17 protein-coding genes are annotated in these 23287 nt (G+C 60.9%); 8 read left to right on the top strand and 9 right to left on the bottom strand.

Annotated elements, in window-relative coordinates; translation table 11 throughout:
• Nucleotides 1–5 precede the first annotated feature (5 nt).
• Nucleotides 6–1031: a DUF1176 domain-containing protein gene (locus NA8A_RS08905; protein ID WP_009450101.1), complete on the bottom strand. Its 1026-nt coding sequence runs from the start codon at nucleotides 1029–1031 to the stop codon at nucleotides 6–8.
• Nucleotides 1032–1248: 217 nt separating this feature from the next.
• Between NA8A_RS08905 and NA8A_RS08900 the strand changes: the two genes are divergently transcribed.
• Nucleotides 1249–1701, top strand: a complete 453-nt coding sequence (locus NA8A_RS08900) for a hypothetical protein (RefSeq protein ID WP_009450099.1) — start codon at nucleotides 1249–1251, stop codon at nucleotides 1699–1701.
• Here the strand turns inward: NA8A_RS08900 and NA8A_RS08895 are convergent.
• From NA8A_RS08895 to NA8A_RS08885, 3 genes are all read right to left on the bottom strand, one after another.
• Complete coding sequence (locus NA8A_RS08895; protein WP_009450098.1) at nucleotides 1679–3088, bottom strand: MATE family efflux transporter; 1410 nt, start codon at nucleotides 3086–3088, stop codon at nucleotides 1679–1681. The two genes, NA8A_RS08900 and NA8A_RS08895, sit on opposite strands and share 23 nt — an antisense overlap.
• Nucleotides 3089–3457: 369 nt before the next feature.
• Entirely contained in the window at nucleotides 3458–4402 is a 945-nt protein-coding gene (mmsB, locus tag NA8A_RS08890; protein ID WP_009450097.1) for a 3-hydroxyisobutyrate dehydrogenase, read from the bottom strand.
• 158 nt (nucleotides 4403–4560) lie between these two features.
• Nucleotides 4561–5730, bottom strand: a complete 1170-nt coding sequence (locus NA8A_RS08885) for an isobutyryl-CoA dehydrogenase (protein WP_009450095.1) — start codon at nucleotides 5728–5730, stop codon at nucleotides 4561–4563.
• 142 nt (nucleotides 5731–5872) lie between these two features.
• Here NA8A_RS08885 and NA8A_RS08880 point away from each other — a divergent pair, with 142 nt between their 5' ends.
• A complete protein-coding gene (locus NA8A_RS08880) occupies nucleotides 5873–7342 on the top strand; it encodes a cobyric acid synthase (RefSeq protein WP_009450094.1) in 1470 nt (489 codons plus the stop codon).
• Nucleotides 7343–7345: 3 nt separating this feature from the next.
• On the opposite strand, the gene NA8A_RS25255 is transcribed toward NA8A_RS08880, so the two are convergent.
• Together NA8A_RS25255 and NA8A_RS08875 are read right to left on the bottom strand one after the other, a co-directional pair.
• Nucleotides 7346–7516 (bottom strand): hypothetical protein, encoded by a 171-nt coding sequence (locus NA8A_RS25255; RefSeq protein WP_009450093.1) that lies wholly within the window; start codon nucleotides 7514–7516, stop codon nucleotides 7346–7348.
• Nucleotides 7517–7567: 51 nt separating this feature from the next.
• Complete coding sequence (locus NA8A_RS08875; RefSeq protein ID WP_040672182.1) at nucleotides 7568–8353, bottom strand: TSUP family transporter; 786 nt, start codon at nucleotides 8351–8353, stop codon at nucleotides 7568–7570.
• Nucleotides 8354–8675: 322 nt separating this feature from the next.
• On the opposite strand from NA8A_RS08875, the gene NA8A_RS08870 reads away from it, so the two are divergent.
• Nucleotides 8676–9086 (top strand): TerB family tellurite resistance protein, encoded by a 411-nt coding sequence (locus NA8A_RS08870; protein WP_081581928.1) that lies wholly within the window; start codon nucleotides 8676–8678, stop codon nucleotides 9084–9086.
• Between the two features lie 115 nt (nucleotides 9087–9201).
• On the opposite strand, the gene NA8A_RS08865 is transcribed toward NA8A_RS08870, so the two are convergent.
• Entirely contained in the window at nucleotides 9202–11517 is a 2316-nt protein-coding gene (locus NA8A_RS08865) for an NADP-dependent malic enzyme (protein ID WP_009450090.1), read from the bottom strand.
• A gap of 390 nt (nucleotides 11518–11907) precedes the next feature.
• On the opposite strand from NA8A_RS08865, the gene NA8A_RS08860 reads away from it, so the two are divergent.
• Complete coding sequence (locus NA8A_RS08860) at nucleotides 11908–12726, top strand: UDP-2,3-diacylglucosamine diphosphatase (RefSeq protein WP_040672181.1); 819 nt, start codon at nucleotides 11908–11910, stop codon at nucleotides 12724–12726.
• 227 nt (nucleotides 12727–12953) lie between these two features.
• On the opposite strand, the gene dgcA is transcribed toward NA8A_RS08860, so the two are convergent.
• Nucleotides 12954–13937: an N-acetyl-D-Glu racemase DgcA gene (gene dgcA / locus NA8A_RS08855; protein WP_009450088.1), complete on the bottom strand. Its 984-nt coding sequence runs from the start codon at nucleotides 13935–13937 to the stop codon at nucleotides 12954–12956.
• 115 nt (nucleotides 13938–14052) lie between these two features.
• Between dgcA and NA8A_RS08850 the strand changes: the two genes are divergently transcribed.
• The 4 genes from NA8A_RS08850 (at nucleotide 14053) to NA8A_RS08835 (ending at nucleotide 18152) form a co-directional block, all read left to right on the top strand.
• Nucleotides 14053–15243, top strand: a complete 1191-nt coding sequence (locus tag NA8A_RS08850; protein WP_009450087.1) for an ABC transporter permease — start codon at nucleotides 14053–14055, stop codon at nucleotides 15241–15243.
• A gap of 7 nt (nucleotides 15244–15250) precedes the next feature.
• Nucleotides 15251–16063 carry an ABC transporter ATP-binding protein gene (locus NA8A_RS08845; protein WP_009450086.1) on the top strand — a complete coding sequence of 271 codons (813 nt, stop codon included), beginning with the start codon at nucleotides 15251–15253 and terminating at the stop codon, nucleotides 16061–16063.
• A 6-nt stretch (nucleotides 16064–16069) separates the two neighbouring features.
• Nucleotides 16070–17443: an MlaD family protein gene (locus NA8A_RS08840; RefSeq protein WP_009450085.1), complete on the top strand. Its 1374-nt coding sequence runs from the start codon at nucleotides 16070–16072 to the stop codon at nucleotides 17441–17443.
• Between the two features lie 106 nt (nucleotides 17444–17549).
• Nucleotides 17550–18152 (top strand): ABC-type transport auxiliary lipoprotein family protein, encoded by a 603-nt coding sequence (locus NA8A_RS08835; RefSeq protein ID WP_009450084.1) that lies wholly within the window; start codon nucleotides 17550–17552, stop codon nucleotides 18150–18152.
• Between the two features lie 349 nt (nucleotides 18153–18501).
• Here NA8A_RS08835 and NA8A_RS08830 read toward each other — a convergent pair whose 3' ends face one another.
• On the bottom strand, nucleotides 18502–23166 hold the full coding sequence (locus tag NA8A_RS08830) for an apolipoprotein A-IV repeat region-like domain-containing protein (RefSeq protein WP_009450083.1): 4665 nt from the start codon (nucleotides 23164–23166) through the stop codon (nucleotides 18502–18504).
• Between the last annotated feature and the right edge of the window lie 121 nt (nucleotides 23167–23287).

Raw genomic sequence — 23287 nt, 5'->3', positions numbered from 1 at the left:
AAGTGTCATGGGCCAGTATGGTAATCCAGAACGGTCACGGGATCGATCTCGCCATTATAGGAAGCGTCCACCTCGTATTTCACGAGCGTGAAGCGACCTTCGCGGAAAATCCACATACCCGAGGATGAGGCATCGCCCACACCGCGCCATTTGGCATGGGAGGTGATGGTCAGCGTGTCGAGATCGAAATCCGAATTCACGAGCTGGTCCTGGGCGGTGTAACCGATGATACGCATATCCTCGACCTTGCCGTCCGAGTTGCCGTCTTCATATTGAACGTCGAGCTCCGGCGTCGCGAAGTCGACTATGGACACGCCGCCTTCCTCATTGGCCAGAAGATAGACATGCATTTCGTTATAGGCACCCCGGTCGCAGTAGAAGCGGAAGAGCCGCGCCTCGCGTTTGGGCGTATCCTCGCTGTCGTATGAATAGTTGAAGGGCACAGCATAGCTTTGCGGCTGCTCCATGTCTTCGGCGGGCAGGGTGCAGCTATTGGCATAGACGGCCTTGAAGAGAGCTTTTGCAGCTGCGAGCACCGTGTCGGCAGCAGCCGGCTCGCCGCCATCTCCGCATTGCGCAGGCAAAACATCGGTCAGTTCGCCTTCGGCGGCCTTCATGCTCGCCTTTTCGATGTGCAGGGGCTTGTAGGGCGAGCCCTGAACCTGCGGGTTGGAAAGGCGCAGCGTGTAGCAACCGGAAAACACCCGTTCGCTTCCGTCTGTCGCCGTGGCGCGGATCGCAACCGGTATCTGGTAATAAGTGCTGCCAGCGGCCCCCTCGGCAGTGGGTGTCCCGGTGATCACGCCAACATTCTGCGTGTCCTCATATCCTTTTTGATAGGCTTCAAGGTCTTTGGCCGGAGGTGTGGCGAAATAGTCGTAGGCGCGCGCATATTCCTTGCGGTTGATTGCATTGTAGAGCGATTGCAGGAGCGCTTCCGGGGAAGACCGGTCATCGAGATAGGCATCTTCTGCAAGAGCGGGTCCCTGCAGTATTCCAAGCATGACGGCGGCAATTGCTGCTGATCTCATCTCGGTTTCCTCCAACCTCTGCCCGGCCGCACTGAGCGGTGCGAGCGAATCGCACTATGGTGATGGCAAAGTCTGCATGTATTATGTCGCAATTGGCGAGAGAGTGCCGTTGTTTCAAATGGAACCGGCTGCGGCAGATGTTTCTTAACTGACCCCGGCTAAGTATTAGCTCCGAAACGACGGATGACGGATAAAGAGATCCAACGTGGGAAGAGGCATGGCCGGCGGCGCAAATCGTGATTTCGCGTCCTTCCTGGATGAGCTTATCAGCGAGGAGGCCGAAGAGGCCGCCGCCCGCACGGTGTCGCTCGATTATCTTTCCGTCGCCGATGAATTGCACTCGGGGCGCATCAATTTTTCCGATCGGCGCGCGCAGGCCGAATACGAGGCCAATCAAAAGGCGCGCAAACCGCAGGTCTCGGGCGCCGCAAAGCCTGAGGAAGAGAAGGTGCCTTCCACCGATCCCGATGAGATCGCCCGGGAGCTGGGCCTTTCAGGCACTGCGCAACCTGAAAATCTCGACCGTTTGCGCCGGGACTTCGCCTTCAGCAACCATCCCGACCGCGTTCCCTCACATCTGCGCGCCGTTGCGATGATCCGCATGCAGCTCGCCAATATGCTGATCGACGAGGCCAAACGGAGCCGCGTTACAACAGGGCGTTCGGGCTGACCCAGGGCAACAGCCTGTCGCGCCGCATCCAGCGGATGACCAGCAAAACGGAGACGACGGCGAGCCCCGTCACCAACCCGATCCACATGCCCACACCCCCGAAATTCAGCGGGAAGGCGAGTACGACGCCGAGCGTGAAGCCTATCCCCCAATAGCCGAGCAGCGAATAGATCATTGCGATCTTGGTGTCGTGCAGCCCACGCAGCATGCCGGCGGCCACAGCCTGCGCGCCGTCGAATATCTGAAACAGGCCGGCAAGCGCCAGAAAGGAAATCGCCAGTTCGATCACAGGCTGATTTTCCGGCAGGTCGAGATCGATGAAGCCGCTGATCAGGGTTCGCGGGAGAGTCACCATCAGGATGGCCATCAAGCCCATGAACCCGACGCCGATGCAGAACGCTGTCCAGCCTGCGCGCCGGATGCCATCGACGCTTCTGGCGCCAAATGCCCGGCCCACGCGAACCGTGGCCGCCTGGCTCAGGCCCATGGGCACCATGAAGCTTATCGACGCGATCTGGATAGCGATGGCATGGGCGGCGAGCGCCGGGGCGCTGATCAATCCCATGAGAAGGGCCGCGGCGTTGAAGATCGTGACCTCGAACGTCATGGCACCGGCAATCGGTAGGCCAAGTCGCAGCAACTCGCGAAAACGCGGCCAGTCCGGTCGCCAGAAACGGCCGAACAGCTGATAGCGTTTGAATTGACGCTCGACAGAAACGACCAGCGCCAGGCCGGCGAACATGAGGGCGCTGGAAATGGTCGTGGCAAGGCCGGAGCCGGGAACTCCTAGTGCCGGAAAGCCAAGATTTCCGAACATGAGGCACCAGTTGGCGAGCACATTAAAGGCCACCATCACGAACATGATGATGAGCGCCCAGCCCGGACGTTCCAGCGCCGAGATGAAGGAACGCAGAACCACATAGCCGAAGAACGGCAGCAAGGCCCATTGCAGCGTGCGCACATAGCTTGCCGCGGTGCGCGCCAGTTCCGGCTCCTGTCCCATGGCCAGAAGAAAGAACTCCGCCTGCCAGAGCAGCAGCCAGATCGGGATCGAAACGGCTATGGCCAGCCACAGCGCCTGGCGCACCGTGCGCCGCACGTCGCGAAGCGAATGGAGCTTGCGTCCGAGTGCGCTCGCCATCATGGGTGAGGCGGCCAACAGAAGACCGAGGCCGAAAATGACCGGCGCGAAATAGAGATTATACCCCAGTGTTCCGGCAGCAAGTGCCGTTGGACCGAGCCGGCCCATCATCATGACATCCGTGGTCGTCATGGCGATCTGGGCGAGATTGGTCAGCACCATCGGCCATGCGAGCGCCACTGTCGCCCGAATTTCGGCAAGCCAGGGAGCGGCCGGCCCGCGGCCGCCCGATGCAGACATCGTCATGTCGTCTACCTCTTGAGTGCGGCAGCTGGAGCAATGCCGGCAACACGCGGAAGGAGAATGCCTTCAGCGAACGCTCGCTTTTATAGTTTTGCCCGTGTCAGGCAAGACAGATTCTATTGGTCCATGAAAAGTGTCTGAGACGAAAAGGAGTGTATTTCGGTTTGCAAGCCCATGGCACGCCAGGGTTTTTCGTCGTTAAAAAGAAAAACCGCGTATCTTCGGGCGGGAAGAGACGCGGCTTTACTTTTACGCAAACCGAACTTTCGCGATACTCTTACGCTGCGAAAGCTTCCCGCCCGGTACGCGAGACCTGATCCGGGATCGGGGAGGCTTCAAATCCGCCTCGACACCAGTTCTAAATCTGCATGGTTACCGGGAAGTTAGCAGTGCAGATAAATTTCGATCTTTTTTTGCCGGCGTTCTATTTTTTTGCCCAGCCTGCCCGCGCAGGAAGTTGATGATGCCCGAGAAGTCCGTTCCCTCATGCCCCATGGCATTGAAGAGGGCATAGAGCTGTGTCGCCTCCGCGCCGAGCGGTGTTGCGGCCCCCGCGCTTTGGGCGGCTTCCTGGGCAAGACGGAGGTCCTTGAGCATTAGCCCCGCCGCAAAGCCTGGCTTGTAGTCGCGATTGGCCGGCGAGGTGGGAACGGGCCCTGGCACGGGACAATAGGTGGTGAGCGACCAGCATTGTCCCGATGAAGTGGACGCCACGTCGAAAAGAGCCTGGTGCGACAGACCGAGCTTTTCTCCCAGTGCAAAGGCTTCGCCAACGGCAATCATGGAAATGCCGAGGATCATGTTGTTGCAGATCTTGGCGGCCTGACCCGCGCCATCGGCGCCGCAATGCACGATGCGCCCAGCCATGGGTTCCAGGATCGGCTGTGCTTTTTCAAAGGCGGCGGCGGCTCCGCCGGCCATGAAGGTCAGCGTTCCAGCTTCCGCACCGCCGACACCGCCGGACACTGGCGCATCCACCGAAAGAAGCTTGTGCTCGGCAGCGATCGCATGAGCTCCCTTGGCCGAATCGACATCGATCGTCGACGAATCGATGAAGAGCGTGCCCTTGCGTGCCTTGGGTGCGATCTCCTTGTAGACGCCAAGCACATGTTTGCCGGCCGGCAGCATGGTGATGACGACATCCGCGTCCTTCACCGCAGCTTCGGCATTCGCCATGACGACGACGCCATTGCGTGCGGCGGTTTCCAGATTTTCAGTGACGAGATCGAAGCCGTGGATCGTGTGTCCGGCCTTGACCAGGTTGGCCGCCATGGGATTGCCCATATTGCCGAGGCCGATGAATGCAATGGTCGCCATTTTAGGGTTCCTCCAGGAAAGTTGAGAGGCGAGGCAGCGCGCGGGCTCTCCCTTTGGCGCGCTGCTGAATTTAGCGGATCAGGTGAATTTGCCTGAGGTTCGCACAAATGCGGGAAACGGCAAGGCAGAGGGCCTTGCGGCCGGCGGGGCGCATGCCGCTAGCTCCGCCCCACCAGATGACGCGCGATGATCACGCGCATGATTTCATTGGTGCCTTCGAGAATCTGGTGAACGCGCAGGTCGCGCACCAGTTTCTCGATGCCGTATTCATGCAGATAACCGTAACCGCCATGAAGCTGCAGCGCGTCGTTGGCAATGTCGAAGCAGGTGTCGGTCACGAAGCGCTTGGCCATGGCGGACCATTTGGAGGCATCGGCCGTCTTGCCGTCGAGCTTGGAGGCTGCCGTGTAGAGCATCATGCGCGAGGCCTGCAGCCCTGTTTCCATGTCTGCAAGCTTGAACTGCAAGGCTTGGAAGCGGTTGATCGCCTGGCCGAAGGCTTGGCGTTCCTGTGTGTAGGTGAGGGCTTTTTCGAGTGCTGTCTGCGCCCCCCCGAGCGAGCAGGCGGCGATATTGAGCCGCCCGCCGTCGAGGCCGGCCATGGCGATGCGAAAACCTTCTCCTTCGCGGGAGAGCAGGTTCTCTGCCGGCACCTTGCAATCCTCGAAGATCACCTGCCGGGTGGGCTGCATGTGCCAGCCCATCTTCTGTTCGGCCGGCCCGAAAGAGAGGCCGGGTGCATCCCTGGGGATGACTATGGTGGATACGCCCTTCGGCCCGTCCTCGCCGGTACGCACCATCGCGACATAGATGTCGTTGTCGCCAGCGCCGGAGATGAATTGCTTGGTGCCGTTGAGGATATAGTCGCCGCCGGATTTCACCGCACGGGCCCTCAGCGCCGCAGCGTCCGAACCGGAACCGGGTTCAGTCAGGCAGTAGCTCGCCAGCCATTCCATAGAGGTCAGCTTCGGCAGAAAGCGCTGGCGCTGCTCTTCGCTGCCGAACGTGTCGATCATCCAGCCGGCCATGTTGTGGATGGAGATGAATGACGAGAAGCCGGGGCAGGCTGCCGCCAGTGCCTCGAAGATCAAAACGGCATCGAGTCGGCCGAGGGCCGATCCGCCCACATCGTCGCGGACATAGATGCCGCCGAAGCCGAGCGGCCCGGTTTCGCGCACCACATCGGCCGGAAAATATTTCTCCCGGTCCCATTCGAGTGCGAACGGGGCAACGCGGTCGGCCGCGAAACTCTGGGTCATTTCCTGAATGGCACGCTGGTCGGCATTCAGCTCGAACTGCTCCGACGCGTGCGAAACGGTGGCATCCATGACGTCCTCCCGAAATGGAATTCCTTCCCTGAAACCGGAGTTTAGTGCATTGGAAGGGGAGCGCAACGCGAGGCGCGGCACAGTCGCTGTGCACCGCAAAAAGACAAGTCGGCGCGAGGCCGAAAATAGGGAAAGTAACATCATGGTGAGAGCCATTATGCTGCAGGGAACGGGCTCCGACGTCGGCAAGTCGGTACTCGTCGCCGGTCTCTGCCGCGTGGCCCACCGTCGGGGCATTGCCGTGCGCCCCTTCAAGCCGCAGAACATGTCCAACAACGCGGCGGTGGCGTCCATTCCCGGTAGCGTGACAATGGGCGAGATCGGCCGTGCACAATGGCTCCAGGCGCAAGCCTGCAGCGTGAAACCCAGCGTGGACATGAACCCGGTGCTGATCAAGCCAGAGAGCGACACGGGCGCGCAGATCGTGGTGCAGGGGCGCCCGCTCGGTTTTTCCGCTGCGCGTGACTATCAGTCCCTCAAGGGACGGTTGCTCGATGCTGTAATGGAATCCTTCACGCGCCTGTCTGCCGATGCCGATCTGGTCATTGTCGAAGGCGCGGGCTCGCCCGCAGAAATCAACCTGCGTGACCGCGATATCGCCAATATGGGATTTGCCACACGGGCGAAGGTTCCGGTCGTCCTTGTGGGCGATATCGACCGGGGTGGGGTTATCGCTGCTCTCGCCGGCACACACCGCATTCTTGATGAAGCCGACAGGGCCATGATCGTTGGCTATCTGATCAACAAGTTCCGGGGCGATCTCACGCTTTTTGATGAGGGGCTTGAGGCTATCGGCAGGTTTACCGGCTGGCGATCGTTCGGTGTCGTGCCGTGGCTCCGGGAGGTCGCAGCTTTGCCGGCGGAAGACACCGTGACACTGGCAAGAACGCCTCCTGTCGGGCAGGCAAGGTTGAAGGTGGTTGTTCCCATGTTGTCGCGGATCGCCAATTTCGATGATCTCGACCCGCTTGCAGCCGAGCCGGAAGTGGAGGTGGTTTTCGTGCCGCCGGGCCGACGGCTCCCTTCGGACGCGGATCTGATCGTACTGCCTGGAACGAAATCCACCATCGCCGATCTCGCATTTTTGAGGGTGCAGGGCTGGGAGGACGATCTTCGCGCCCTTCGCAGCAAGGGCACGGGCATTGTCGGGCTCTGCGGCGGCTATCAGATGCTGGGACGCTCGATATCCGACCCGGAAGGAATCGAGGGGGCGGCGGGTGAGGTCCCCGGTCTGGGTTTCCTTGATGTTGAAACCGTAATGCGATCTGAAAAGACGGTCAGGGAAGTGACCGCGCATTCAGCGCGATATGACGTGCCGCTCGAAGGCTACGAAATCCACATTGGCGATACTCGAGGGGATGATTGCTCATCTCCCGTCGCGATGATCGGAAACAGAGCAGACGGCGCGACCTCGCGTGACGGTCGCGTCTGGGGCTCCTATCTCCATGGTCTGTTCAGCGCCGATGCGTTTCGCAGAAGCTTTCTCGCCGAACGCGGTATCTCGTCCAGCACGACATCCTACCGCGACGGCGTGGAGAAGGCGCTCGACGCACTTGCTGAGCGCCTCGAGGAGCATATCGATTGCGACGCATTGCTGGCGGCCGCACGATAACGGCTAGATTCCCTTGAAGATCACGCCCGCCGACAGAAGAATATAGGCGATGGTCATGATCCAGAACGCAGGGAAGGGAATGAAGGAGAGCATGTTCAGCGCTGCGACAATCGCGATAATGGCGATGACCAGGCTGATCAGGAAAATGATTTTGGTGGGTGGGTTGAGCGTCATGGCGTCCTCGCGTTTTGTTGGCGCGGGGATAAGGCTGCCCGGGACCGGCGCTTATAGACCAATATAACGCGTGAGCGGATTGGTCGGGTCCATCATCAATCGCACCGCCAGCGCAAGGCAGACGAGGATCAGAAGCGGCTTGATGAGCTTTGCGCCTTTCTTCATCGCGAAGGTCGCGCCGATACGGGCGCCGATAATCTGGGCAAATCCCATGACGAGGCCGATCTTCCATGACACGACGCCGATGAAGGCGAAGGCGATGAAACCGCCGACATTGGAAGCGAAGTTCAGGAACTTCGTATGTGCGGTGGCCTTGAGAAGGCCCTGCCCGGCGAGGCTGACGAAGGCCAGCATGAAAAAGGAGCCGGTGCCCGGCCCGAATGCACCATCGTAAAAGCCCAGAAGCGGAACGGCAGTGAGGCCGAAAACGAAGGGGGTGAGCCGTTGGGTCCGGTCGATATCGCCGAGATTGGGCTTGAAGGCGAAATAGAGTGCCACTGCGATCAACAGGATCGGCAGCATGGCTCGAAGCAGATCCGCTGGCAGAAGCGTGGCGACGAAGGCGCCTGCGATGGAGGCAAGTCCGGCAAGAAGACCGGAAGACAATTGCTTTCGCACATCCACATGGCCGCCCTTCGCGTATGAATAGGCTGCTGAGGCGGTTCCGAACATTCCTTGCAGCTTGTTGGTGCCAAGTGCCTCTACGGGCGAAAAGCCTGCAAGAAGCAGGGTTGGCAGGGTGACAAGACCGCCGCCGCCGGCGATGGCATCCATGAACCCGGCGAAACAGGCCGCCGCGGCCAGGAGCAGAAGCATTTCTAGGCTTGCATCAAACATGGGAGAACAGTTCAGCGAGGGCAGGAAAAGGCGACTTGCACCACACCGGCAGGGTTTGCGCAAGGTGAAACGGTGCATGATTGTCATTCAGATGAAGCATTCGTCAGGTCCAGAACCCGGCGAAGAAGGAGGAGATATCGATTGACGGTCGCATATGACGAATTGCCCGTATCCCGTGCAGGCTTGGCCCTGACACTTTGCCGCCTAAATATTCTGCAAGATAGAGATTCGAAAACGGACTTACGGGCACCCGGAAAGTCTCGTTTTCAACCATATGCGATCTGATCTAAGGTTTGGGCGATAACCATTGAGTGCTTCAATCATGTCGTTACCCGACACACCCGGTTCCGGGGCGAACGGGCCCGCAATGGCCGCGGATTTGGGGAGTGAGGTCCTGCTCCTCCTTCGTGTGGCCATGACCGACAATGAACCGGGTGAGCGCGAGCGCGCTGTGCTGTATCGTGTGGCCCAGCGTCTGCAACACGACACCTCTGAGGAGGTCGATGAACTCGTCGCTGCCGCCTGCAGCTTCGGCGCTGAGATCGGCCCGATCCCGACACGGCTTCTGTTGCAGAGCGCAGGGACCGTGCGGGGCTTGGCGCTGGCGCATCTCGTGGGCGAAATCGCAGCCAGCGACGTGGACCTCGCGCCCCGTCGCGCGCGCTTGATGGCGCGCGTCGCCGATATTCTCGACATCAATCCCGACGATCTGGTGATGCCGACACCGCAATAGAGCATTTTCCGGTCGGGCTGAAACGCCTGTTGTCTGTATGGAAGGTGCAAGACAGAAAGACAAAGCGCCGTGCATCCGAAAGGACGCACGGCGCTCTGGTTTACGGCACCTTTGATCAGCTTTCGACGGTGGCCTTGCTCTTCTGAAGCGCTTCCACGGCTGCGAGTGCGGTCATGTTGACCACGCCGCGTGAGGTAACAGAAGGCGTCAGGATGTGGGCGGGCATGGCCGTGCCGAGCAGGATCGGGCCCACATGCAGGGCCTCCGTCATCACCTTCAATGTCGTGAGCGTGATGTTGGCTGCATCCAGATTGGGGAAGACCAGAAGATTGGCTTCTCCCGAAAGCTGTGCTTGCGGGTAGACGCGCTGACGCAGCGTTTCCGACAAGGCGGAATCGCCGTGCATCTCCCCCTCCGAAATCAGGTCCGGTGCGATCTTCTTGAGGATATGTGCGGCATCGCGCATTTTCATAGCGCTTTCGGAATCGCGCGACCCGAAATTCGAGTGCGACAGGAGCGCTGCTTTCGGCTCAATGCCGAAGCGCCGGATTTCCTCCGCCGCAAGCACCGTCATTTCCGCGATTTCGGAGGCCGATGGACACAGCGATACATAGGTGTCCGTGAAGAAGGTGACGCCGAACTGGGAGATCAGCATGGAAAGCGCCGAAAGGTCGCCGACACCCTCGCGTCTGCCGATGATCATGTCCACGTAGCGCAGGTGTTTCTCGAAGCGCCCTTCGAGACCGCAGATCATGGCGTCCGCTTCATCGCGCATCATGGCGATGGCGGCGATCACCGTCGTGTTGGTGCGAACGAGCGTGCGCGCGGCTTCGGGGGTCACACCGCGCCGTCCGGCGAGCTGCACGAGCAGATCGACATAATGGCGATAGCGCGGATCGTCTTCCGGATTGACGATGGAGAAGTCCTCTCCCGGCCGGATGCGCAGGCCATAGCGTTTGAGCCGGGTTTCCACCACATGCGGGCGACCGATGATGATCGGTTCCGCAATGCCTTCCTCGATAACGACCTGCGCGGCGCGCAGAACGCGCTCGTCTTCGCCGTCGGCATAGATGACCCGTTTGCGCCCCGCCGCCTTGGCTGCGGAGAAGACGGGTTTCATCACCAGGCCGGAGCGGAACACGAAACGGTTCAGCCGGTCCAGATACTGGTCCATGTCTTCGATGGGCCTTGAGGCAATACCGCTTTCCATGGCAGCCCGGGCGACCGCCGGTGCGATGCGCAGGATGAGACGGGGATCGAAGGGCGAGGGGATGAGGAAATCGGGTCCGAACATCGGCGTCTCGCCCGAATAGGCGCGTGCGGCGACATCGGAGGGCTCTTCGCGGGCAAGGGCCGCGATTGCCTTGACGGCAGCGAGCTTCATCTCCTCGTTGATCGCCGTGGCGCCCACGTCGAGCGCCCCGCGAAAGATGTAAGGAAAGCACAGGACGTTGTTGACCTGATTAGGGAAGTCGGAGCGTCCCGTGCAGATCATGGCGTCGGACCGTGCCGCGCGGGCGGCATCGGGCATGATTTCGGGCGTCGGGTTGGCGAGCGCCAGTATCAACGGCTTCTCGGCCATGCCGCTCAGCATTTCCGGTTTCAGTACACCGGCAGCCGACAGTCCGAGGAAGACGTCCGCGCCGCCGATCACCTGCGAGAGTTCGCGCTTGTCCGTGTCCTTGACATAAGGCGCCTTCCAGCGGTCCATCTCTTCCTTGCGGCCTTCGAAGACGACGCCATGGCGGTCGGTGAGCCAGATATTTTCAGGTTTCGCGCCGAGCGAGACGAGCAGGTTGAGGCAGGCGAGCGCGGCCGCACCGGCTCCCGAAGAAACGATCTTGACCTGCGAGATATCCTTGCCGGCAAGTTCCAGCCCGTTCGTTACTGCCGCCGCCACGATGATCGCGGTGCCGTGCTGGTCGTCGTGGAAGACCGGAATGCCCATGCGGGCTTTCAGCTGCTCCTCCACCTCGAAACATTCCGGGGCCTTGATGTCTTCGAGATTGATGCCGCCGAATGTTGGTTCAAGCGCTGCCACCGTCTCCACCATGCGGTCGATCTGGGGCGCATCGATCTCGATGTCGAACACGTCGATCCCGGCGAATTTCTTGAAGAGAACGGCCTTGCCTTCCATGACGGGTTTCGAGGCGAGGGGGCCGATATTGCCGAGACCGAGAACGGCGCTGCCATTGGATACGACGGCAACCAGGTTGGCGCGCCCCGTATAATCGGCTGCGACATTCGGATCGTCATGGATGGCCATGCAGGGCACGGCTACGCCGGGCGAATAGGCAAGCGCCAGGTCGCGCTGGTTGCCAAGCGGCTTGGTGGCCTGGATTTCCAGCTTTCCCGGTGTCGGGTAGCGGTGAAAGAAGAGCGCGGCCTCGTCAAATTCGGACCGTTGCGGCTTCTTCGTTTTCGGCGACATGCTGGCGGCTCTCCCTGCTGGCGGACCAAAACGGCCTCTCACCCATCGCATCACGAAAGCGATGAGCCCTCAAGCGCCGCTCCGCGCATTTCGAATGCTTTGGTGCTTTTAGCGCATGTCTCCGGAAAGTGGGAACAGGTTCCGGAATAAACACATTCGCGAAATCAAAAACCAAAGCGTGCTGAGCGAATCTGAAAGATCGCGACACGCTTTAGGCCGCGCCGCATGCTTTTTCCAGAGCCGAATGCGCCGGTGAGGCATTCCGTCCGCAAATCCCGCCTAGAAGCCGGGAATTACCCTGCCGTCCGCCCATCCTTACCGTAGCCGTCATATGGCTGTGACATGAATCGAGTCATAGAGGGGCCGATTTCATCTGGCTTGGGCGAGGCAATGAACGGCGCCGCACACCGCAATTTCCGCACCCTTTTCATCTCCGATGTCCACCTGGGCTCGAAGCCCGCGAAGGCGGAATTCCTGATCGATTTCCTGCGCTATCACGATGCGCAGAAGATATTCCTTGTGGGCGACATAGTGGATGGTTGGCGTCTGCGCCGTTCCTGGCATTGGCCTTCGAGTCACAACGATGTGGTGCAGAAGCTCTTACGCAAGGCGCGCAAAGGCACCGAGGTGGTCTATATTGCTGGAAATCACGACGAGTTTCTGCGGTCTTTCCAGGGCGTGCATTTCGGCGGGATCGTGGTTGCGGACCGGGCCATTCATGTGGGGGCCGATGGAAACCATTATCTGGTGATCCATGGCGATCAGTTCGACCAGGTGGTGCACAATGCACGCTGGCTCGCCTATCTGGGGGACAGGGCCTACGATCTTGCCATTGTCGTCAACCGGGTTGTTGCCCGCATTCGCCGCGTGTTCGGCTGGCCCTACTGGTCGTTTTCTTCATGGGCGAAGGTCAAGGTCAAGAAGGCGGTGAAGTTCATCGGCTCTTTCCAGGACGTGCTCGCCCAGGAGGCGCGGCGCTCGGAAGTCGAGGGCGTGATCTGCGGTCATATCCATCACGCGGCGATAGAGACGATCCGAGGCGTCAAATATATGAACACTGGCGATTGGGTGGAAAGCTGTACCGCACTTGCCGAAAACCTCGACGGCAGCTTTGAGATCATCCATTGGGCGAAAGTGCTCGAGAATGAGGTCGAACAGCCCGTGCCGAGCGTGGTCGTCTATGATCGCGGGCGCGTCAAAGCCGCTTAGAGCATCTTGCAGTCAGGCGGTTACAGTTGGTGTCTGTATAAATACGTAAAAACAATGAGATAGAGCTGGCAATGTTTCAATGAAACGATGAACCCGCCTGATGGGGTGTCGCCAAGGCATGTCCCCAGGAAGTGGGTGCCGGTTCGGGGATGAAATGCACTTAGGACAGGTGAAGTCTCGAACGCCGCTGTGAGCGCCCGACGCGGTATGCCGCCCGATGCGTATCCTCACCCCCACAGATGCGGCGAGGGTGGGGAAACCAGCGAGCCGGAATAGCTGAGCCCATGCGCGCGGTCACGCGCCAGAAGCAGCGGGCCGTCCAGATCCACGAAATCAGCGCCCTGCGCCAGGAGCACGGCCGGAGCCATTGCGAGCGACGTGCCGACCATGCAGCCCACCATCACGCCGAAGCCCATGTCGCGCGCCTTGTCGCGCAGTTCCAGCGCGGCGGTCAGGCCGCCGGTCTTGTCGAGCTTGATGTTGACGAAATCGTAGAGCCCGGCGATATCGTTCAGATTGTCCGCCGTGTGCACGCTTTCATCTGCGCAAATCGGCACGGGATGGGGGATGTCGCGCAGCAACCCGTCCTTGCCTGCCGGCAGGGGTTGTTCGATGAGCGCCACATGGAATTCCGCCGCGACAAGCATGTTTTCGCGGATATTTTCGGCGGTCCACCCCTCATTCGCATCGACGATCAGGCGGCTTTCGGGCGCTGCACCGGCAACGGCATGGATACGCGCTGCGTCGTTGTCGCTGCCGAGCTTTACCTTGAGGAGCGGGCGGGAAGCATGCGCCCGCGCCTGGGCGGCCATTTCATCGGGCGCTGCCAGTGAAATCGTATAGGCGGTCGGCAACGGGCGTGGCGGCACCGTGCAGGCGGTTATGGATGCACGCCTGCCGGACAGTTTGGCTTCCAGGTCCCAAAGGGCGCAATCGACGGCATTGCGCGCCGCTCCGGGCGCCATCCGGTCGAGAAGGCCGATACGGTCGAGGCCATTGGCAAGGTCCTGCCGGACAGCCTCGATCTCCTCGACCACGCTTTCCACCGTTTCGTCGTAGCGCGCATAGGGAACGCACTCGCCATGCCCGGAGACGCCGTTTTCGCTCAGGATGCAGGTGACAACCCGGGCTTCTGTCCGTGACCCGCGTGAGATGGTGAACACACCGGCGATGGGGAAACTCTCTATCTCGGTGGTCAATGCGCGTGTCATTTCTGCCCTACTTCTAAAAAAGCCTGAATTATCGGAGGATAACATGCCTTATAGGGTGGTTGTCCGGGAGGGCCAACGGTTCACTTTAGGCCTCCTCCACACTATTGATGGTACCATGTTGACCAATTCGCAGGGCGAGGCAAGCGGTGCGCCGCAGGCGGCTGGCGGGACGAGCGAGCCCCAGATCGACGTCCATCAGGACGGCGCGGCTCTGACTTGCCGGCTGAGCGGTCCTTGGAACACGCGCACGGTCGCCCGGGTGGACGCCCGGATGCGCGAACTGGAAAAACGCTCCGATGTTTCGAAGTTCATACTGGCCCTCGAAGAGGTGACAAGCCTCGACACGGCCGGTGCTTGGCTGATGCAGCGATTGATGCACGCCCTGCGCAAGCGCGGGGCCGAAGTTGAAATCAGCGGCCAGTCCGAATCCGCCGCGATCCTGCTCGGTGCGGTCGAGGAAGCCGCCGAGAACGGCGATGAAGCGAAGCCCGCCCGCCACGGTTTCTGGCTTTACCGGATTTTGGAATCCATCGGCCGCGCTATGTATGAGGCGCGCGACGACATCGTCTATGGTGCACACATTCTGGGCGCAACGATCGGCGGCGCGCAGATGAAGCTTGGGCGTGCACATGCGGTGAATCCCGCCGCCATCGTGCATCAGATCGACCGTATGGGCGTGGGTGCTGTTCCGATCATCGTTTTGATGTCGGGCATTGTGGGCGCCATCATCGCCCAGCAGGGCGCGTTTCAGCTGCGTTATTTCGGCGCCGAGATTTTCGTGGTCGATCTGGTCGGCATTCTCATTCTGCGCGAACTCGGCGTGCTGATGACGGCGATCATGATTGCGGGCCGCTCCGGCAGCGCCATCACTGCCGAAATCGGTTCCATGAAAATGCGTGAGGAAGTCGATGCGCTCACTGTCATTGGCCTCAATCCTGTCGGTGTGCTGGTCTTTCCGCGCCTTGTGGCGCTGATGGTGGCCGTACCGTGCCTGACCATTGTCGCGAACTTCGCAGCATTGGGAGGTGCGATCCTGATTGCCTGGTTCTATTCCGGTATTCCGCCGGAGGCCTTCATCGACCGGCTCCGCGAATCGATCGATCTTTCCACCATTTTCGCAGGCCTGATCAAGGCACCCTTCATGGCGCTTATCGTGGGCATCATTGCCTCCGTCGAGGGCATGAAGGTGGGCGGCAGCGCCGAATCGCTCGGCACGCATGTCACCGCGGCTGTGGTGAAGGCGATCTTCGTCGTTATCGTCGTCGATGGCTTTTTCGCCATCTTTTACGCTGCAATCGACTTCTGAGGGCCTGATGTCTGTTGTTGCCCAGGAACGCGCTCAGATGGTCGGCGACAGCCGCAATGTGGTCTTGTCCGTGCGCGAGGTCACCGTCGGTTTTGGCGACACGGTTGTGCTCGACAAGCTGTCACTCGATGTCTATCGCGGCGAGATTCTGGGGTTTGTCGGCGCATCGGGCGCCGGCAAGTCGGTGCTTCTCCGCACCATACTGGGCCTGATCCGCAAACGGTCCGGGACGATTACCCTGCTTGGCCAGGATCTCGACAAGGCCAACGACCGCCAGCGCATGCTGGTCGACATGCGCCAGGGCGTTCTCTTCCAGCACGGTGCGCTGTTTTCGGCGCTCACCGTCCTGGAGAACATTCAGGTGCCGATGCGCGAATATCTCGATCTGCCGCGTCAATTGATGGATGAACTCGCCTATCTGAAGATAGAGCTGGTAGGGTTGCCGCGCAGCGCTGCGCAAAAATATCCCTCGGAGCTTTCCGGCGGCATGATCAAGCGTGCGGCTCTTGCCCGTGCGCTGGCGCTCGATCCCGATATTGTCTTTCTCGATGAACCGACCTCCGGTCTCGACCCGATAGGGGCGGCGGAGTTCGACGAACTGGTGGCGAAACTGCGCGATACGATGGGGCTCACCGTCTACATGGTGACCCACGACCTTGACAGTCTGCTGACCGCCTGCGACCGCATCGCCGTGCTTGGGGAAAAGCGTGTTTTGGTGGAAGGCACCGTCGAGGATATGCTGGCCTGCGACGACCCTTGGGTGAAATCCTATTTCCGGGGCAAGCGGGCACGGCAGATCGACCGGACCGCGCGAGGTTAGGCGTTTATGGAAACAAAAGCGAATTACGTTCTTGTCGGCTTCTTCACTGTCCTTGCGATCGTGGCCGCTTTCGGCTTCGTCTACTGGACGGCGGCCGTGGGCGACCGGGGCGAGACAGCGCTTTTGCGCTTCCGTATCCCCGGCTCCGCCTCGGGCCTGTCGCGTGGCAGCGCGGTGCTGTTCAATGGCGTGAAGGTCGGCGATGTGCGCCGCGTCTATCTCGATCTCAACAATCCGAGCTTTGCGATTGCCGATGCGGAGGTGGACCGGTTGACGCCGATTACCCATTCCACAAAAGCCGACGTGGGTCTTGCCGGCCTGACCGGACAGGCCAATATCGAAATGCGCGGTGGCGATCCGAGCGAGCAGAACCTGTTCGACCTTGCCGAGGAGAAGGATACCGTGGCGGAGATCGAGGCCAGCCCCTCGGCCGTCACCAACCTCCTTCAAACCGCCCAGAGCCTTTTGACACGTGCCGATTCGGTGGTCTCGCAGCTTGAGGGCTTCACCAAGGATGCCCGCGAGCCGTTGACCCAGACCATCCGCAATGTCGAGCGTTTCTCCCAGGCGCTGGAATCCAACGCCGACGGCATCGATGACTTCCTGGCCAATGTGAGCAAGCTCTCGGAGACCATCTCCGGCGTATCCGGTCAGCTCGATTCGACCCTGAAGGCTGCCGAGGAGCTGATCAAGTCGGTGGATCGGGAGAAGGTTGCCTCGGTCGTTTCCAATTTCGAGCAGTTTTCGAGCCGGCTCGACAAGGCAAGCGAGAATTTCGACAGCGTGGTGAAGGGGGTCGACCAGACCGTCCGTTCCATCCAGACATTCTCGGAGGGCGCGAACCAGACGCTGACCAAGCTTGACGGGGTTCTCGACAGCGTCGATCCGGATACCGTCAAGGCTGCGCTCGGCAATTTCGGAGAGGCGAGCACCGCCTTCAATCAGGCAGCAAAGAACATCGCCGACGTCAGCGAGACGGTGGACAAGCGCCGCGACGACATCGACAAATTCATCTCTGATGCAAGCCAGCTCGCCGATCAGCTGAACCGTTCCTCGGTGAGGCTCGATTCTGTTCTGGCCAAGCTTGATGGTATGCTGGATTCGGGCGATGGCGAGGGCATTGTCGAGGAGGCGCGCGCCACGCTCAAATCCTTCCGCCAGATGGCCGAGACGCTGAACGCCCGCGTCAACACGATTTCAGGCGGCTTGGAGCGCTTCTCAGGCCAGGGGCTGCGTGAGGTGGAAGCCCTGGTTCGCGATGCCCGTCGTTCGATCAATCGCATCGAAAGCGCCGTCAGCGATTTCGAGCAGAACCCGCAGCGCATCATTACCGGGGGAGATGGTGACATTCGGCGTTATGATGGGCGGACGCGGCGTTGACATTCCGCCTGCGGCATCCCAAAAAAATCATGCGCTTGGCCTTCCGGGCGCCAGAGGGGCGAATCTTTCCGGTCTTTCGCTGGATGTCTGATTCGAGGAGCAGCTTTTGAGCACCAAGGCGAGGATTTCCGCGCTGTTGTTGATGGGGGCGACGCTCTCGGCCTGCGCGGCATTGCCGGGCGGCGGCCCGGCGCCGGTCGATGCCTTCGATCTCTCTACGCCGCGTGTGGCTGACAGCGGCCGGCGCGTGTCGCGCACGCAACTGCTCATCACGGAACCCACCGCTATCAAGGTGCTGGATGGACAGGACATCGTCATCCGCACCGGCAGCGGCGCCATTCAGCTTCTTGGTGGTGCGCGCTGGGCGGATCGTCTCCCGCGCGTCGTTCAGTCGCGCCTGGCGGATCTCTTTCAAAGATCTGGCCGCTTCGGCGGTGTCGGCAAGCCGGGTGAGGGGCTCGCCATCGATTACCAGCTCCTGGCGGATCTTCGTGCTTTCGATATTCGCGTTGGCGGAGGTGATCGCGCCGAAGTGGAGATTTTCGTCCGCCTTCTGAATGACCGCACCGGCGTCGTGCGTGCCTCGCGCACCTTTACGGCATCCGTTCCGGTTCAGGGCAAGGGCGGGCAGGCCTATGCTTCAGCCCTCGACCGGGCCTTCGCCGCTGCCGTTTCCGATCTCGTCGACTGGACGGTCTCGCAAATCTGATTTTGCGTCTCGCTCGCCTGAAACATTCGTGCCGGAACAGTGCGGGTGAGGGGGGGGGCGCGTTCCCAGCCGCCGCCACGTTTCCAGTCGTCTTTTCGGGGGCGTTCCGGCATGGTTTCTTGGGGCAAGCCCGAGGATGAAGAGATGTGGAAATGGATGTTCCCAATCGCAGCGGTTGGAGTGTGACGTGAACCTTTTTGTTCGTCGTTATCCTCGGCCTTGACCCGAGAAACCATGCCCGAATGGTCGAACGTGAGAGTGTTGAGCCAAGACCCGCAGCCAATGGCCTTCCCAAACAAAAACGGGCCCGCGAGGGCCCGTCTTCAGTTCCTGAGATCGTGTTTCCCGATCAGCGCAGCCGACCACTCGCATGTGCCAGCATGGTATAGACCTTGCCGGTGTCGGAGGTCAGGTAGGTCTGCGTCATCATATTGTCGCGGTCCGAACGCGACACGTCGCGCAGGAGCTTTTCAAAGTCGCGGCAGTAGAGATCGACCGCTGAGCGGAACTCGGCATCGTTGCGATACTTGCGCTGAATCTCGTCGAACGTCTGCTGACCTTTCAGCGTGTAGAGACGGCGCGTGAAGACGTTGCGTTCGCCACGACGATAGCGGTCCCACAGATCAATGGAGGCTTCGTGGTCGATGGCCCGCGCGATGTCCACGGACAGCGAGTTGAGCGATTCGACCACATGCAGGGCGGAACGGTCTTCCTTCTGAACGGAAGGATGGGTTTCACGCTGGGCAGGAGCCTCATTGTCGGATGCGCTGCGCAGAAGGTCGCGAATCCAGCCGCCGCCTGCCGAAGCCGGTTCAGGCTGCCTGACCTGCGGTGCAGCGGGTGCCGGAGCGGCGGCGGGGCGCTGCTGCTGGTCGAGGCGCTGCGGCGCGCGTTGTGCCGGAGCAGAGACCACGGGCTTGTCCATCACCGGAGCTGGTGCAACGGCGCGGGGCATGGGTGGAGCGCTGCGGACCGGTTCGGGCTGCGGCGGGGAAAGCGGTGCCGGAGTGGGGGGCATCGCCGGGTCGAACCCGTGCATCCGCCCGGACTTGGCCACGATTTCCGACAGCTCCTTAAGCGCGTTCACCTGCTCGGTGATAGCGTTGCGCATGGCCGAAGTGGACTGCTTGGCTTCCGCCGGCAGTTCGGCAATTCCGCGCTTCACATCGGAACGGGTTTGTTCGAGCTCTGTGCGGATTGCCGAAGCGGTCTGGCGGATTTCCTCCGTAGCGCCGGCGAAGCGGCTGGTTGCCGAATCGACCACTTCCGCGATCGCTGCACGCATGGAATCGACCGATTCCTTGGTGCGGCCTTCTGCGGTGCTGAGCAGGCGTTCGATGAAACCCTCGAAGGAATGCATCGTTTTTTCGATCTGCTCGGACTTGTTCACGAGGCCATGCACGAGCGCCTCGAGTGCCTCCTGGCGGCCTTCCATGTTTCCGGCGAGCGTATTCTGTGCTTTTTCGAAGAGTTCCGAAGCGCTTTCGAGCATCTTGCTGTGATCTTCGAAGCGGCTGGCAATGGCCGAAATCTCGCGCAGGGTGCGGTCGGAGAAGTCGGCGAGGCGACCGGAGTTGGCGTTGATGAGATTGGCGGAATTGGAGAAGGTGTCTGCGGCCTTCTCGGCATTTTCCGCAAAATGCATCGCCGTGCTGCTCAGCCGTTCGTCCACTTCCGTCAGGTTCTTGGAAGCCGACGCGATCAGCGAGCCGAGACGCTGTCCGGAGGCGCCGAGGCGCTGCAGCAGGCCATCCACATGGTTGGCAAGGCCCGACTGGGCATTTTCGAGGGCTGAAAGCGTCTCGTTGGTGCGGCTGGTGAGTGCCTGGACCAACGCCGCGTTTTCGCTCTGCAGCTTCTGCGTCGTTTCCTCGGTAAGAGCCTCGATGCTTTCGCGCAGTTCGCCGCCACTCGCAGCGAAACGGTCTACCAGCGGGCGTGCAGTCTCATCGAGAATGCGCGTCATCTCTGCCGTGCGTCCGGCAAGCATCGCATTCAGCTCACGGGTGCGTTCCTCAAGACTTGTGACTGTCTCATTGGTGCGCTTGCCGATGTGATCGTCCACCGACGCGAAGGTCTGGGCGATGGTGTCCGCAGTCGACACGAGGCGTGCCTGCGTGTTGGAAAGCTGCTGGTTGACGTGCTGAGCCACCGACTCGGCGCTTTCGCGCAGTTGCTTGTCCGCATCGTTGACATTGCCCGAGATCGAGGCGGCGATACGGCCAGCGCTTTCTGCAAAACGGCCCTCGATCTGCGCAAGCGAACTGTCGATGGTCTCCGCCCGCGCCCCAAGCTCGGCCGCGGTCTGCTGAGCGCGGGAGGCAAGCTTCTCGTCGAGATCTTCAAACACTTTTGCAATACCGTCCGTGCGCTCGCCGAGCTGGCCGGAAACGGCTTCCACGCGATGAGCAAGGCTTCGCTCGGCAGTTTCGAACGTATCGGCGATTTCCTGCGTGTGCTTGGAAAGCGTCTCGCCTGTCGAGGCGAGACGGATGGCGATGCGGTCGTCGACTTCGGCAAAGGTCTGTGCAAACAGGCCGGCGCGCTCGGTGAAGCGGGCCGATGCTTCATCGAAAGTCCGGTCGATATTGGCGATCCGCCCGTCGAGCGTATTGGCGCTCTCCGCAACGCGCGCAGCAATGCGCTGGTCGGCATCTTCGAAGAGTTTGCCGGTTTCCTCGTTGAGCGTGGTCGTGGCCTCGATGACCTTGTCGCGCAGTGCGCCGGCAACCACGACGGCACTCTTTTCAAGCGTGCTGCGCACATTCTCGACGCCCATGGAGAGAGCTTTCTCCATGGTCGATGTGCGTTCCTCGATGATGCCGGTCTGGCGCGTGAACATGTCGTTGATGCGCTCTGCGTCCGCCTCGATGACCTCGTTGAGCTTCTCGCGGCGCTCGTCGATCTTGGAAATGTTGTTGTCGAGGGCTTCAGCAAAGCCGTCGCGGCTCTTGTTGAGTTCCTCGATCTGATTGCCGATTCCTGCCTGGAATGCGGCGCGCGCTGCGTCGAGCTTGCCCATATCGTCGCGCAATGCGCCAGCAAGCTGTTCATGCGTCTTGCTAAAGGCTGAAATCTGGCCCTGAACCGTTTCCCCAAGGCTCGCCTGGACCGCGTCCAGACGCTCCAGGCCGGCCTCGAACTGGGTGCTCACCTGCGACCAGCCGCGATCTATGCTCTTGCCGAATTCGCCGGCTGTGTTTTCGAGCATGATATTCGTGGATGCGATCAGGTCGGCGAGCTCCGTATCGAGTGCGGTCTTGCCGGTTTCCACTGCCGCTGCAACCTCGTCCTTGCCGCGGGCGAAGGTGTCGGCAATCTCACGCGTGCGCTCGATCAGCGTCTCATTGATGCTACGGGCGCGAGCTTCAAGTGCGCTGTTGAGCTTCTGCGTGCCCGAATCCAGGGCTTCGGCGCGTGTCGTGAATTCGGAGATGAGGGCACGACCACGCTCGGTGATGGCGCTTTCGAGCTGGCCGAGACGCGAATCGAATTCTCCACTGAGGGATTCGCTTGCCTGACCGAGGGACGAGAGAAGGGTGGAGGTGCGCGTTTCGAACAGGGAACCGAGCGCACGGGTCGCCTCGTCGGACCGTTCAGTGAGCGTCGCGAGACGGGTATCGAACAGTTCGCCGAGCGTTTCGCGTGCTTCCTGGGTGGTCTGCGACAGATGCGACAGGCGGCTGTCGAGGATTTCGGTGAGGCTGTTGGTTGCCTGCTCGGTGCCCTTGGTGATTGCGTTCACACGCGTGTCCAGCAACTCGCCGATCGTGCGTGTGGCGTCATCCGTACCCTTGCTCAGGCTCGCGATCCGCGTGTCGAGCAGATTGGCGACCGCATCGCCCGAGGTGGAGATGCGCTGGGAAATGTCGCGGATACGATCGTCGATGCCCTGATGGATCGATCCCCCTGTGCCTTCGAGTTGCTTGAGAAGCGCTTCGCTCGACTGGGTGACGGTTGCCGCAAGCTGCTGGGAGGCGCTGGCGATGGTGTTGCGGATCATGTCGCCCGCGCTATCGAGCTCTTCCTTGAGGAGCTCGTGGGCACCGGCGATGGAGGCGCGAACGCGTTCCGCGTGGCCGATAATGCCTTCGCGCTCACTGCCGAGCCCATCCACCAGATGGCGGATTCGCACTTCATTCTCGCTATAGGCGCGCTCGAGTTCGCTGACTTCGGTGTGGACGAGCGTTTCCAGCTCCACCGCGCGCGACAGCGTGCGGTCCATGCCGTCGCCCATGGCCTGCACCTCGCGGCGCACGGCCTGTCCCACGGTCATGATGCGTTCCTGGGCGATATTGTCCGGCTCAGCCAGGCGGAAAGCCATCTCGGTCATGGACTGCGCCGCCTGGCGCATTTCCTGCGCGCGGCGCATCATCACCGCAAAGCCCCAGAACATGATCACCGGAATGATCGTGCCGACGAGCAGCGCGATGGCGTAGGGCGCGTTCATCAGGTCGTTGGCCGAGCGGATCTGCCAGAGCGATGAGCCGTAGAGGAAATTGCCGAGCATGAGCCCGCCGACGATCCAGAGCACGGAAAGCGCTCCCACCAGCCAATAGGCGGTGTTTGGCGTGCTGCGGCTGAGCTTGCGCGTGAATTGGTTGAAATCGCCCGCCTGGTCGTCATTGGCAGGTGAAAAGCCGGAAGCTGTCGAGGCCTGCGGGGCAGGGGTGGCAGGAGAAAGAGACGAACGGTCGAGGGGCTTCTCCTCGAGCCGGGCGGTCGTCTTTTCGGGCACTGTACGCTTGTCGATAGTGTCGGTCACGGGCGGCTTTGACTCTGCTGCAGCAGCTACTGGTTTGACTTCGGCAGCCGCCCCGCTGCCGTTCTTGTCGCGGCTTTCGCGCGCCAACTCTTCCGCCGCCTGCGAAATCTGCGCTTCCAGATCTTCCATGGAGGCTGCGATATCAAGACCGCCATTCTCCAGGTCTTCCGAAAGCTCAAGGTCGAGGGCATCCTCGAGTTCCTTGGCAAAATCGTGTTTCGCCTGCGTCTTGTTTGTTACACGCGCCATAATCGCCACACCTCAGCTACTCACAACCGGAGCCTCATAATCGAATAAGCCTCGTACTCCGGGTACATGCCCAAAATGAGCCAAGCGTATCGTACTGGGACACGGGCCGCTTGAAAACAAG

Origin of the sequence: Nitratireductor indicus C115 (genome assembly GCF_000300515.1) — a bacterium.
In the GTDB taxonomy this organism is placed as follows: domain Bacteria; phylum Pseudomonadota; class Alphaproteobacteria; order Rhizobiales; family Rhizobiaceae; genus Nitratireductor; species Nitratireductor indicus.
Note: the sequence above shows the minus strand (reverse complement) of the source record. Positions and strands in the feature narration are given on the sequence as shown.